The sequence below is a fragment of the Salinivibrio sp. VYel1 genome, from assembly GCF_009377945.1.
Taxonomy (GTDB): Bacteria; Pseudomonadota; Gammaproteobacteria; order Enterobacterales; family Vibrionaceae; genus Salinivibrio; species Salinivibrio siamensis.
This window is the reverse complement of the sequence record NZ_RSAM01000012.1, coordinates 41,045-53,233: the sequence shown is the minus strand read 5'-3', so window position 1 is coordinate 53,233 and position 12,189 is coordinate 41,045. Positions and strand designations below refer to the sequence as shown.

At 50.0% G+C, this 12,189-nt stretch carries 11 protein-coding genes; 5 read left to right on the top strand and 6 right to left on the bottom strand.

Annotated features, from left to right (window positions below; translation table 11 throughout):
- The first annotated feature begins 25 nt into the window (after nt 1-25).
- Both dcuC and yqfB read left to right on the top strand, forming a co-directional pair.
- Nucleotides 26-1,393 (top strand): anaerobic C4-dicarboxylate transporter DcuC, encoded by a 1,368-nt coding sequence (dcuC, locus tag EHW58_RS12135; protein WP_152796719.1) that lies wholly within the window; start codon nt 26-28, stop codon nt 1,391-1,393.
- A 93-nt stretch (nt 1,394-1,486) separates the two neighbouring features.
- Entirely contained in the window at nt 1,487-1,801 is a 315-nt protein-coding gene (gene yqfB / locus EHW58_RS12130; protein WP_069590200.1) for a N(4)-acetylcytidine aminohydrolase, read from the top strand.
- Between the two features lie 79 nt (nt 1,802-1,880).
- On the opposite strand, the gene EHW58_RS12125 is transcribed toward yqfB, so the two are convergent.
- From EHW58_RS12125 to budA, 3 genes are read right to left on the bottom strand one after another with little or no spacing between them, the layout of a single operon-like run.
- The gene (locus EHW58_RS12125; RefSeq protein WP_152796717.1) at nt 1,881-2,639 is read right to left on the bottom strand and encodes an SDR family NAD(P)-dependent oxidoreductase; all 759 of its coding nucleotides are present in this window, start codon (nt 2,637-2,639) and stop codon (nt 1,881-1,883) included.
- Nucleotides 2,640-2,664: 25 nt separating this feature from the next.
- Entirely contained in the window at nt 2,665-4,347 is a 1,683-nt protein-coding gene (gene alsS / locus EHW58_RS12120; protein WP_152796715.1) for an acetolactate synthase AlsS, read from the bottom strand.
- Between the two features lie 41 nt (nt 4,348-4,388).
- Nucleotides 4,389-5,165 carry an acetolactate decarboxylase gene (budA, locus tag EHW58_RS12115; protein ID WP_152796712.1) on the bottom strand — a complete coding sequence of 259 codons (777 nt, stop codon included), beginning with the start codon at nt 5,163-5,165 and terminating at the stop codon, nt 4,389-4,391.
- Nucleotides 5,166-5,359: 194 nt separating this feature from the next.
- On the opposite strand from budA, the gene EHW58_RS12110 reads away from it, so the two are divergent.
- Nucleotides 5,360-6,277, top strand: a complete 918-nt coding sequence (locus EHW58_RS12110) for a LysR family transcriptional regulator (RefSeq protein ID WP_152796710.1) — start codon at nt 5,360-5,362, stop codon at nt 6,275-6,277.
- Here EHW58_RS12110 and EHW58_RS12105 read toward each other — a convergent pair.
- Both EHW58_RS12105 and EHW58_RS12100 read right to left on the bottom strand, forming a co-directional pair.
- Nucleotides 6,274-7,332, bottom strand: coding sequence for a hypothetical protein (locus EHW58_RS12105; RefSeq protein WP_152796709.1), 1,059 nt, complete (start codon nt 7,330-7,332; stop codon nt 6,274-6,276). The genes EHW58_RS12110 and EHW58_RS12105 overlap by 4 nt on opposite strands.
- A 124-nt stretch (nt 7,333-7,456) precedes the next feature.
- Nucleotides 7,457-8,506, bottom strand: coding sequence for a hypothetical protein (locus tag EHW58_RS12100; RefSeq protein WP_152796706.1), 1,050 nt, complete (start codon nt 8,504-8,506; stop codon nt 7,457-7,459).
- A 331-nt stretch (nt 8,507-8,837) separates the two neighbouring features.
- Between EHW58_RS12100 and EHW58_RS12095 the strand changes: the two genes are divergently transcribed.
- Both EHW58_RS12095 and EHW58_RS12090 read left to right on the top strand, forming a co-directional pair.
- Nucleotides 8,838-9,617 carry a transcriptional regulator gene (locus EHW58_RS12095; protein ID WP_152796704.1) on the top strand — a complete coding sequence of 260 codons (780 nt, stop codon included), beginning with the start codon at nt 8,838-8,840 and terminating at the stop codon, nt 9,615-9,617.
- 308 nt (nt 9,618-9,925) lie between these two features.
- A complete protein-coding gene (locus EHW58_RS12090; RefSeq protein ID WP_152796702.1) occupies nt 9,926-11,416 on the top strand; it encodes an aerolysin family beta-barrel pore-forming toxin in 1,491 nt (496 codons plus the stop codon).
- A gap of 161 nt (nt 11,417-11,577) precedes the next feature.
- Here EHW58_RS12090 and EHW58_RS12085 read toward each other — a convergent pair whose 3' ends face one another.
- Nucleotides 11,578-12,141 carry a sugar O-acetyltransferase gene (locus EHW58_RS12085; protein ID WP_152796699.1) on the bottom strand — a complete coding sequence of 188 codons (564 nt, stop codon included), beginning with the start codon at nt 12,139-12,141 and terminating at the stop codon, nt 11,578-11,580.
- Nucleotides 12,142-12,189: the final 48 nt, after the last annotated feature.

Below are 12,189 nucleotides of genomic sequence, written 5' to 3'. Positions count from 1 at the left end.
TCTTTATCATCTGGCGGAGTGAATTATGCTAGAACTGCTCATTGGGCTAGTGGTAACGGTGGCTGTGGGTTACTTCATTGTCAAAGGTTATCGTGCTGCAAGCACCTTGCTAACCGCAGGGATTTTATTACTGATTATCACTGGGTTAATCGGGCACAGTGTCCTACCGGCTAAACTAACGTCGACGGGCAACCTGTTTACCGACTCGCTTGAATACGTAAAATACATGCTGCAATACCGGGGTGGCGGCCTTGGGATGCAAATTATGTTGTTGTGTGGTTTTGCGGCCTATATGTCGCACATTGGCGCCAATAATGTGGTGGTGAAACAGTTCTCTAAGCCGCTATCGGTGATTAAGTCACCTTATGTGCTGCTTGTAGCGGCTTATATCGTGGCCTGTTTGATGTCGCTGGCGGTCAGCTCTGCCACTGGGTTGGGAGTCCTGCTGATGGCCACCTTGTTCCCGATGATGACCGCGATGGGCATTTCTCGTCCTGCCGCTACCGCAGTGTGTGCATCACCGGCTGCGATTATCTTGTCACCCACGTCGGGCGATGTGGTGATTGCAGCGGAAAAAGCAGGCCTACCGCTTCACGTGTTTGCGGTCGAAACTGTATTGCCGGTCTCTATTTGTGCGATCATTGTGATGGCCGCCGCGGCTTACTTTTGGAATAAATATCTGGATAACAAAGAAAACACGCCGATGGAGCGTGTGGATGTTTCTGAGATAGAAACGCATGCGCCTGCTTATTATGCGGTGTTGCCGTTTTTACCCATTATTGGGGTGTTTTTGTTTAACGGTGAAACTATTCCAGGTCTCTACCTCGATATCTACACCATTGTGGTGCTGTCAATATTTTTGGGGGCATTGGTGGACTTTGCGACCAAGAAATTTGATGGTAGAAGAACACTAGAAGATCTCGACGCCTGCTACGAAGGCATGGCGGATGCCTTTAAAGGCGTCGTGATGCTGTTGGTGGCTGCCGGGGTGTTTGCCCAAGGCTTGATGTCGATTGGTGCGATTGACAACTTATTGGGCTTGGCGGAAAGTGCGGGCGCAGGCGGCATCGCGCTGATGATGTTGCTAACCTTGCTCACTGTCGCGGCAGCAATTGCGACCGGCTCGGGTAATGCGCCTTTCTATGCGTTTGTTGAACTCGCGCCCTCGTTAGCCGCGAAGATGGGGCTTAACCCAGCGTTTTTGATTATCCCCATGTTGCAAGCGTCTAATTTAGGCCGTACGGTTTCGCCTGTGTCGGGAGTAATTGTGGCGACATCAGGGATGGCAAAACTCAGCCCGTTTGAAGTGGTTAAACGCACCTCGGTGCCAGTTATCTGCGGGTTAATTACTGTGATTATTGGCACGCTTGTATTGGTGCCGATGATGGCGTAACGTCGCAAGACATGGAAAGCCCGTGTGCAGTCGCGCGCGGGCTTTTTTAATCCTATCGCACTATAGGCCAACACAGTTTTGGATGAAAACAACATGACTGCCCCGACCAAAATCACCTTTTTCTCCACCTTAACGCCCATGGTGGCCGCCGGTGTTAAAACCATCACCATTCGTGATGAATCCGAAAGTCACTATCAACCCGGTTCGCGCGTCGCGGTACATCAGCTAGAAACCGATGATTATGTGTGTGACATTGTGATCGACAGCGTTGCTCCGCTTGCTTTCGAGGACATTAATGCTCGCCATGCGGAACAAGAGGGAATGTCGTTGACTGAGCTGAAGGCGCTGATTTTGCAAATCTACCCAGAACGCCCGCCGTTGTTTGTGATTGATTTTCATCTGGCATAACAGCTCGTGCTTGTTCGTCATAGCGCGCCATTAAAAAAGCGCGCGATAACACGGACGCATCGCGACGCTTGGTGATTTCTCAGACGATTTTGGGTTGACCATCCGAGGCGGTGGCGCCGCCATCAACGGGGAGGTTAACACCGGAAATAAATGATGCATCGTCACTGACAAGGAATGTGACCGCAGACGCGACTTCTTCAGGCTCTGCCGGACGACCTAGTGCGATACGTTCATTGAACTTTTCCCGCACCGATTCAGGCCAGCCATTGGTCATGTTGGTCTTGACCAAGCTAGGACAGACGGCATTAATACGCACGCCTTGAAGGCCGTGATCGAGTGCCATGGCACGCGTTAGGTTCGCAACCGCCCCTTTTGCGGCACAGTAAAAAGCCGCGCCCCAATCACCGCCTAGGCCTGATACTGATGCCGTGTTTACCATTGAGCCCCTGGTTTTAATTAACTCAGGCATGGCGTATTTGGCGCAAAAAACCACACCATCAATATCTACTCCTGATACTTTCTCCCAGTCAGCTAGGGTGCCGTCAATGACCGAACCAGGCGTATGCACCCCTGCGTTATTGATCAGCATATCTAGCTGCCCAAAGTGGGATACCACTTCTTGAATCATGGCTTCTACCGCTTTTGGATCTGACACATCGACAGAGAGCTTCAAGACGCGATCAGCATCGTATTTTGCTGCAGTGTCATTTAATGCCGCTTGGTTCCAGTCTGCAATGGCCACTTTGGCACCTTCTTGATAGAGGCGGTCGGTAATGGCTGCGCCAATGCCGTTGGCTGCGCCAGTAATCAATGCGACTTTTTGGTTAATACCTTTCATTGTGTTCTCCTTTTTATCTGATTGATCAAGCAAATACCGGATCCATACTGCCGGCCTCACGCGGGGCCATCAGTTTGAAGTTGTCACTGTAATCGACGGGAATCGCGATCACGGCGGGTCCTTCGGTGTCCATGGCTTGCTTCAATTGACTGGCAAGTTCTTCTTGGCGAGTGACCGCAAAGCCTTTGGCGCCAAACGCTTCGGCGTAGGCTTTAAAGTCAATCGGGCCGAATTTCACACCGGAAAAACGCTGATATTTTTTGACCTCTTGCATCTCTACCATGTTGTAGGCGTTGTCCACCCAAATAATATGTAGCAAGTTGCATTTGAGGCGCACAGCAGTTTCAAGCTCCATGCTTGATTGCATAAACCCACCGTCACCGGAAACGGACACCACTTTGCGATCGGGATTGAGCAAGCTCGCACCAATTCCCCAAGGAAGGGCGACGCCCATGGTTTGTTGACCGTTCGAGACCAACAATTGACGGGAACGGAAGCAGTTGAGGTAACGAGCAATCCAAATGTGGAAACTGCCCATGTCCAAGCACAGGGTTGTGTCTGGGGTGATCACATCCTGCATCACTTTGATTAGGTGTAACGGATGCAAAGCAAACTCTTGGTGTGAATGGCTGTAGGCACGGATCGCTTGGCGTTGGTGGGAGACTTCCTCGAGCACATCGACGGTGGTAGATGGCATCAGCCAGTGATGATCGAGCTGCTCGGTGAGCGCTTTCAGGGTAGGCTCAATTTGGCCAACGAGCTCAACGCTGGGGCGATAGTAATGCTCGATTTCCGCAGGCTCGACATCAATATGCACGATGTCTGTGTGTTGGGTATTCCAAAGTTCAGGATCGTATTCAATCGGGCTAAAGCCAATGGTGATGATAAGGTCTGCATCTGCAAGCAATAGATCGCCGGGCTGGTTGTTGAACAAACCCACCCGACCCGCAAAGCGCTGGTAGTAGCTGATATCAACAGTACCTGCCGCCTGATAGGTGCCGAGAACGGGTAATTGGGTACGGTTAAGCAGAGTACGAATAGCGGCGGCATTCTCGGGGCGACTGGCTTGCAAACCTAGAAGGAACACCGGATTTTTCGCTGCTTTGATTTTATTGGCCGCTTCGCTGATGGCTCGCGTATCTGCCATGCCGGGCTGGGCGGGGAAGGTCGGTGCGAGGATATCACTTTCAACGGGTTCGTTGAGAATGTCCATGGGCAGACTGACAAAGGCAGCGCCGGGGCGGCCGCTTTCTGCTGAGCGGAAGGCATTGGCAAGGATCTCAGACGCAGCAGTGCTGGCTTGAACCTCGGCGCTGTATTTGGTGACGGAGCGGAATACGCTCACGGTATCAAGGCTTTGGTGGGTTTGTTTTTGTTGATCGGCCCGTTTTACCGCGCCCCCTAATGCGACCAAGGGATCGCCTTCTGAGGTTGCGGTTGCCAGACCGGTGACTAAGTTGGCACAGCCTGGGCCAGAGGTCACCATAGTCACACCCGCCTTACCGGTAAGACGGCCGACGACGCCTGCCATAAAGGCACCATTCGCCTCGTGACGAACGGGAATCATCTTAATGTTGGTGTCTTCAACCGCGTCAAAGAGACGGTCGATTTTGGCGCCAGGAATACCAAAAATGTATTCCACACCTTGGCGCTCTAGGTGATTTGCGATCAGTTGTGCGCCATTGTCCCACTGTGTTTTTTTAGTCATGTTGGGCTCCTCGTGAGGTTGTCTCCCAATGGGAGGTGATATTATTTTTCTGCTTGTTCGATAGCGGCGTGTATGTTGTCCGAGGTTAAGTTCGCGTCGAGGAAGCTGGCATTGGTGGGAAGATCAATGACCAGTTTAGAGACCCGTCCAATTTGCAAGGTACCACAAGCCAATTCGTAGTCTTGGACATGGCCACCGCCTTGGCGTGTGTCAGTGATAAAGTGCTCGTGATAGCCAGCGACATTGATCCCTTGGGTATATTGTGGGCTGCGAAAACCAGCAATCACGCCATTAACATGGTCAAAGCGAAACTCAGGTTGTGCCGCTATGGCCTCAAGCATAGGTTTGTACGGCGGAGTTTGTTTGGGCACAGTGCGAGTGCGCACATGCTCAAAGGCACCATCGATACGAACCGCACAAAAAATGTTATCGCTTGGCACCAAGCTATCGATGACATCATGCAGCTCTTGGCGCGACATGGGGTGATCAAAAGACTGGCTGATCTCTGGCTTGAAGAAGGTCATGACCGCAAAGGGGGTCTTTTGGTCCGGGTCGGCATGACGCGCCGAGCCATCACCGCGCAGCTGAAATATGGTTTTATCAAAGGCGATGAGCTCACCGTCGAGTTGGTTGAATGTGCCGAGGCCGAAATCGCCATGTTTGAGGAGATCGGCCATGGTGGTGTCGCCCTCGTAGATGCCATCAATCAAGGCACTCATCAGGGAGGTTTGATAGATTTCGCCTTCACCCGTGTGTTGGTGATGCTCAACGTAGGCGGCCGCAATGTGCTCGGCACAGTGGCAGGTTTGGGTGCTCATAAAGCGTCCTCGTTAACCGTATTTAACGACCGTTCTGATAATCAAACGGTTCGTTGCGTGAAACCTATAGTTATGATGCGAGCTGACGTGAATAGCATCCAATACAAAAAAGGTTGGCTTTGATATCGAAAAGATATGGCACATAAAAAACGTGGTAAGATACTGAATATCAGAGACTTCTCAGAGGTAGAGTCATGGAGCTAAGGTATTTACGGTATTTTGTAACGGTGGCAGAGTGCCGACACTTCACCCGCGCAGCCGAAAAATTGGGCATTGCGCAACCACCACTGAGTCAACAAATTAAAAAGCTAGAGCAAGAGGTGGGCGTGCCTTTGTTTGAGCGTTTGTCGCGTGGGGTGGCGCTAACGCCGGCCGGTCAGGTGCTTTATGATGATGCGGTGAAAATCTTGGCGCAGTTAGATCATGCCGTGCAGCGGGTCAAACAAGTGGCGCGAGGAGAGCGGAATCAACTTCGGCTTGGGTTTGCCAGCTCGACAGTGGTGAGCCAAGCCGTGTTAGAACTTGTTCGACGATTACAGCAAGCCCATCCAGAGATTGATTTTCAACCAATAGAGCTGCCTATGCCTTCTTTGGTGGAAACCTTGCGCCAGCAGGATGTCGATCTCGCCTTTCTTCGCCTGCCGTGTTATGCCAGTGAACACGTGGCGCACACGCCGCTGTTTCCTGACCCGTTTAAGCTAGTGGTGCCCGCTAATCATGCCTTTGCCAAGCAGCAAAGCGTGACGTTGTCACATTTGGGCGGTGATCCGATTATTCTGTTTCCGCGTGATATTGGTCCGGGATTACATGATGCTTTGGTGGACGCATTAAAAGGAGCAGGACTGGCGCCCTCGAATGCCTCGTTGGCACCGCAATTACATTCAGCAACGGCAATGGTGTCAGCGGGGTTTGGTATTGCCTTGGTACCTGAATCATTGACCACACAGCTGAGCGATCATGTCGCTGTCGTCGCGGTTGAAGATATGCCGTTAGTCAGCCACGTCGTACTCGCGTGGCAGCGCACCAATACCGCTCAGGGTGTGCGTCGGTGTATTTATACCGCACGTGAACAAAGTGAACGGTTAGCGTCAGAGGCCCTCATGGGCGACTAAGATTGCTGAGCTGCACGTTGCAGAAATTCCAACTGCATTCGCTCTTGCTCACTCATTTGATAGGGCTCGTCGGATAACTGTCCGGTGTCAAAAACACCGAGTGAATAATGATCCTGTGGGCTGATGCCAAATTGTGCCCGCTCACCGGGATAGCCCGACATACGCTCAATCACCACGTCTTTCAGTTGCCATTCATCGCCATAGCCACGCATCGAGGCTCGAAAAGCGCGTAGCTCTAGCGTTTGCTCGCCCTCACTGAGGCGTGTCTTATTGGTTAATACCGCAACGGGTTGGTCGTCAGCAGTAAATAGATTAGCACGTACCCGATAAATACCGCCTTTGTCGATATCCAAAACGAGCGGGATAACCATATCCGGCCCGCGGCCGAAAACTGGCTTCACCCCTTTCACTTCCGCAATGGGCTGATAAAGGCGAAAATCGGCGGTGAGCACATCGTCGCCCCCATCAAAACTGAGGGCTGCTTTAAGACGAAGCTCGACAGGCCAATCGGCTTCGGGCTCAATGCTCCACTGTGTATCTGTGACATCGAGGTGGGTCAATTCCCGATTAGCCTCGACATCAATGACCGACAAAGTCGCGTGATTAAAAGAGGCAGGGGTGACCAGTGAGGCTTGGATTTTTTCTGGATAAAAGTAGCGGTATTGGTTGAGCTTTAATGCCGCTTTCACTGAGCCATCGAGAATTGGCATTGGGGTCGAGATATGTTGATTCCAGTGTAAATACGGGCTTTGTTTTGATGGAATGGGGAGCGAGTAGCCGGGGTGCTGGATTTGTTCTGCATAATCGGCGGCAATGTAGCTGAGTGTCGGCGCCATCGAGGTTTTCATCACATCGGGCTCGGCAGGTTGAGCTTGTGCTTTGTGGCGCGTGGTATTAGAAAGGGAGGAGGCGGCTTCACGCATATTCGGGGGCGAAGGTGTGTGGCCACGTTCGGTCGTCGTTTGATGTGTCAGCGTGTCTGGTGCATCTAGCCATAAATACGCTGTCGTTCCCATTGATACGACCAAGGTTACTGCGAGCAGCAGTCTAGTCATAGTAATCCCTAATTAATGTGTTACAGCCACGGTAGCACAGGAAAGAAAAGCGAATAAATCCAACCTGCTGCCCTTATCTCGATGAAAGGGCAGCTTTGTTAATCACGTCACAGCCTGTCCGAAATCATTGTGGGAGAGCATGAACCAGCTCCGACAAGGTGTCACGGTCTGAATCACGGACATAACGGTACTTCTTACCAAACCAGCCATCTTCGTCAATGGTCTCGACAGCGATACGAGACTGATCGCCGAGCTTAAGCTCAGGATCGGTGGCTGTTACTTTGCCTTTATGCCAAGGATTAAAGATAGTCAGATGGCTATACTTATCGCCCATCAATAGCGGGTAGTGTGAGGGCATAAAGCGTCGAACCCCTTTGTGGACATAATCTAATTGCCCATCAAACTCAATGGCGGTTGAACAACTATCAAATGCATCGACATCGGCGGCACCACAGGCCGAGTGGGCGGCGACCACGCCATCGTCGCTGCCTGGTATAAAGGGTGATGTCGCCCCTAAGAAGTCAGAGCCATTGCCCACAAAACGAATACGCGGTACACGGTTATCAGGCCACATGGCGAGTTGGCGCGCGTTTGCCACTTTCAAGTCGTTCAGTACGCCGATATTGTCTTTGCTGGGGAGTTGTCCCATCCACAGTGACACGGCTTTTTTCATCGCATGATTTAGCCAACCACCACCTTCAGCAACATTCACCGCGATGTTGGCCAGTTCAACGCCGCCGCCTGCGCCTGCAAAGTCAAAGGTGCCGACAATGTTGAGTGGCTCGAGCCCTGCGTTATTCAGCCAGTTTGCTTGGTTGTCTAACAGGTAGCGTGCCACCAAGTCGCCGGTAGAGTGGGTCACTAAAATGCAGCCGGACAGACAGGTTTCTTGCTCGGAAAGCGTTTTTAATGCAGGCCATAGATAGTCTGATGCAATCTTTCCTTCGATCCGCTCGTGAGCGGGCCAATCGACACGGGCATCAGCATGCTGTAACCAGTAGTTTTGCCAGTAGTTTGAACCATCTACGGCTACTTGATCACGATCTGGTCGGCTTTGTAGTTGATCGGGTTGAAAGCCATGGATTAAAACGACTTTGTAGGGTCCTATGGCTGCAAAACTTGCAGCAGAGAACAATGCAGAGAGGATGAAGAGTGTTTTATAAATATATTTCATTATTGTTGCCAACCTGTTTTGAGTAAACACTCAGTATTTATAGCTGATTATAAACTCATTGCCATAGTAATAAATGGGTCAGCAAAAGAAAATTTAAACGAAAAAAAGAAGAAAGCACCCTATCCACACCCTTGTTTTGTATAGTAAATGACCGTATTTTGTGTGAAAATACATCAGCTGAACCCAGTATTAACCATATATTCTAAGGGGTTAATATTTTTATGAATAAACGGGTTAATCACATCATTTCTTGAAATGTGATCTTGTTTCTAAATAAAACGATGTTTATCGCACTAAATAACTGATTGTTTTATTATTAAAAGAAAAAACTATGATTTATTTCGACAATGTCGCAAGGAAACTCCACAACGATCACAAGTCAACTCGAATTGGATTTCGCGAGACGCTTGTCCTTGAGTGCCTTCTGCAGCACGCACCGCAAGCCGTCAGTAAGCAGACGCTGATCTGTTATAGCTGGGGGAGTGAGTACATTGGTCAGACGTCGCTGGCTAAATCAGTCAGTGCTTTGCGGCGCGCCTTGATCGCAATAGGTGCAGACGCTTCATTGGTGGTCACGGTCCCTAAGTATGGCTACCGATTAACACAAGGCATGATCGCTCATCATACCGCTGAGCCCGCATGTAGTGAGGTGGATGACGTTACGCCATTACCTCAACCTTCCCTCCCTCAAACAGGGCGATCCTCACACCCTCAGCCATCAAGTCAGGCTCAGCGTAAAGTGCCTCTCTACCGGCAGTGTTTGTTGATTGCGATAACACTATTGCTGTGCGTGGCAACAAGTGTGTTTGTGGTTGGAAAAATGAATGGATGGCGGTGGAGTGATTGGGTTCAGCGAGGAGGGTTAAATCAAAAGCGTGTTGGGGCGCTTTACGTGTTTTACCCGCCCGGTAGTGAGCTCGGCTTTTCTATAGAGCAATTTTTAACTCATAGCCAGTGTAACTGCCTTGTTTATATTGAAAAAAAACACAAGTACTCCACCTTTCTTTTTGTTTCAAAGCAGACCCATCGGAGCACTTTTATTCGATACTCTCCGCTCAATATTATTCATGCGACACAAAAAATAGATGAATTTCTTCAGCAGGAAAAATAATACGCTAGATTCATAAGCAACAACTAAATTTATTCTCATGCCTAAACATGATGTTCTTGATAGGCCAAAAAATAGAGCCTTAACTCTATTTTCATCGCCAGCTTCCTCCTTTCTATTATTGAATGAAAATCACATTGAATATTTGGTGTTTTTTTGAATGTCTAGCGGTAACTTTATGAAGTTTAAAAGGAATTAATTTCAACGCTTTTCATTATTTTTTATTGAACCGTTATGAAAGGGTAAGGGCAGCGACGACCATGACAGTCGCACTATGACTCTTATTTAAGGTTCAATAAGGAATACGTCAAATGGCTAATACAATACGAGTAACGGCGCTCACTGTGTCCAGCTTATCAGTACTGGTTTATGCTGGGCTCGCGCAGGCAAATATTTACCCTGATCAAATTGTGCTCGATAACTTAGGTGATGACCAATGTCGCGCGAATTACCGCCCCCTTACTGCCGATGAAGCAAGCACACATCGTCATTTTCTGATGGATCGCATGGGACAGTGGCAGATTTCCGGCCTAGCAGGTGATTGGGCCATTATGGGCAGTGGATACAACGGTGAAATCAAGCAATACGGCCAGACGGCCGATACTTGGTGTTATCCAGAAAACGATGAGGGCGAAATTCCTCATTATGCTGCCAAAAGCATCCCTGAGGGCACAGAACTTGATATCCAGTATGCACTCGTGAATAACCGCAGTGAGTTTGTTAAACCACTGAGCTATCTCGCGCATTATCTCGGTTATGCATGGGTAGGTGGCAACCACAGTGACTATGTCGGTGAAGATATGGACGTCTGGCGCTCAGGTGACAAGTGGCATATTCGCGGTAATAATGACGGGGGCTGTGATGGCTATCGTTGTAGTGATAAGACCACTATCACGGTCGATAATTTTGCTTATACCCTCAATGATAGCGATTTTTGGCACGGTGATGTGGTCGAGTCTGATCGCCAGTTAGTTAAAACTGTTTCCGCGGTAGCACGGAATAATACCGATATTGATCAACAGGTTGTGGTCGATCTTAAAGTCGATGAATCCACCAGTTGGGAAAAAACCAACACCTATGGCTTTTCACAAAAAGTGGAAACTGAAAACAGTTTTGATTGGCCGCTGGTGGGTGAGACCAAGTTAACCATTTCTTTTGAGGCAAACCAAAGTTTTGCCAGCAGCAATGGCGGCGCGAGCAGCGAGCAAGTGACCTTGCAAGCACGTCCTTTCGTCCCAGCACACTCAGAGATCCCTATCCGTGTTGAGTTATATCGCTCAAGCATTTCGTATCCTTATCGCTTCGGCGCAGACATCAGTTATGACGTTAACTTTAACGGTTTCTTGCGCTGGGGCGGCAACGCATGGCACTCCCATCCAGACAATCGCCCTACACATGACCATACCTTCACCATGGGCCGCAGTAGCCAGCCGTCTGCCGATATTGCCTATCAGTGGCATCATCGTTATATCCCAGGTGAAGTAAAATGGTGGGACTGGAGTTGGGCCATTGAGAAATACGGCCTACAGAGTATGCAATGGGCAACAGGCAAAAGCTTACGTCCTTTCTACTCCCACGTATCTGGCGATTTCTATGCAGAGTCACAATACGCGGGCACCATCGAAGTCGGACAAGCCAAATCGTTTACCTCTCACCACGCTACGCGCAGCAAGCGGTCTGCGCCCTTCATGGCAAGCCATGATCGCGTAAATGGGGTGGAGCTCATTTCCAACTTTGATTCGGATGAGTTGGCCGCACTCGGATTTGAAAATGCTGAACTGACGATTAAACCTGCTCAGTAAGCCGAAAAAGCAGGCAATCAGCAAACGTGCCGCACCCAAGAGGTGCGGCTTTTTTCAGGTGGCGGGTGGAGGGCGTCCGACCTCAAGAACTTGTGCGATAGTTGCAGAACAGTGCTTTCATAGACTAATTTATTGGCACAATATTGACGCGTTGAATTTGCTCACGCCTCTTGCTTGCTGCTCAGTGCTTTGATGTGGCGAGCGGGTGTCCCTCCGTATAGACTGTCAGGCGGCACGTCGTGCTTAACCACCGAGTTGGCGGCGATGACGCTGCGTGCCCCGATCGTGACGCCCTGACAGATAACCACATTGCCGCCAATCCACACATCGTCTTCCACCACGATGGGTTTGCACCAGGTCTCCCACGAGCGGCGGCTTTGATAATCGAGAGAGTGGGTGGGAGTGTAAAACTGGGTATTGGGGCCAATCAGCACATGGTCACCGATAGTGATCGGTGCGCCATCGAGCATAGTGACATTCATATTGATTAAGGTATTGCTGCCAACCCGAATGGTCTCACCAAATTCACAATGGAACGGCGGTTGGATCACCGAACCTTCGCCGATAGCACTTAATAACTCGCGCAGCAGTTGCTGCCTTGTCGTCGTCTCTATTGTTTGATTGAATGCCAGTAAGGTTCGTGTGGCATGGTCTCGCCTGATATCAATGGATCCATCACTGTCGTCGAAGACAAGTCCTTGGCACATCTTTTCCCATTCAGTCATGGTTTCTCCTTATTAATCGTGAACAGTGATACAAGACCAGTCATGACG

Bases quoted from the DNA above. Each gene is read 5' to 3' on its own strand.
- EHW58_RS12085 (WP_152796699.1), bottom strand. From the start codon at position 12,141: ATGACTGAATGGGAAAAGATGTGCCAAGGACTTGTCTTCGACGACAGT.
- dcuC (WP_152796719.1), top strand. From the start codon at position 26: ATGCTAGAACTGCTCATTGGGCTAGTGGTAACGGTGGCTGTGGGTTAC.
- EHW58_RS12095 (WP_152796704.1), top strand. From the start codon at position 8,838: ATGATTTATTTCGACAATGTCGCAAGGAAACTCCACAACGATCACAAG.
- yqfB (WP_069590200.1), top strand. From the start codon at position 1,487: ATGACTGCCCCGACCAAAATCACCTTTTTCTCCACCTTAACGCCCATG.
- EHW58_RS12090 (WP_152796702.1), top strand. From the start codon at position 9,926: ATGGCTAATACAATACGAGTAACGGCGCTCACTGTGTCCAGCTTATCA.
- EHW58_RS12110 (WP_152796710.1), top strand. From the start codon at position 5,360: ATGGAGCTAAGGTATTTACGGTATTTTGTAACGGTGGCAGAGTGCCGA.
- budA (WP_152796712.1), bottom strand. From the start codon at position 5,165: ATGAGCACCCAAACCTGCCACTGTGCCGAGCACATTGCGGCCGCCTAC.
- alsS (WP_152796715.1), bottom strand. From the start codon at position 4,347: ATGACTAAAAAAACACAGTGGGACAATGGCGCACAACTGATCGCAAAT.
- EHW58_RS12105 (WP_152796709.1), bottom strand. From the start codon at position 7,332: ATGACTAGACTGCTGCTCGCAGTAACCTTGGTCGTATCAATGGGAACG.
- EHW58_RS12100 (WP_152796706.1), bottom strand. From the start codon at position 8,506: ATGAAATATATTTATAAAACACTCTTCATCCTCTCTGCATTGTTCTCT.
- EHW58_RS12125 (WP_152796717.1), bottom strand. From the start codon at position 2,639: ATGAAAGGTATTAACCAAAAAGTCGCATTGATTACTGGCGCAGCCAAC.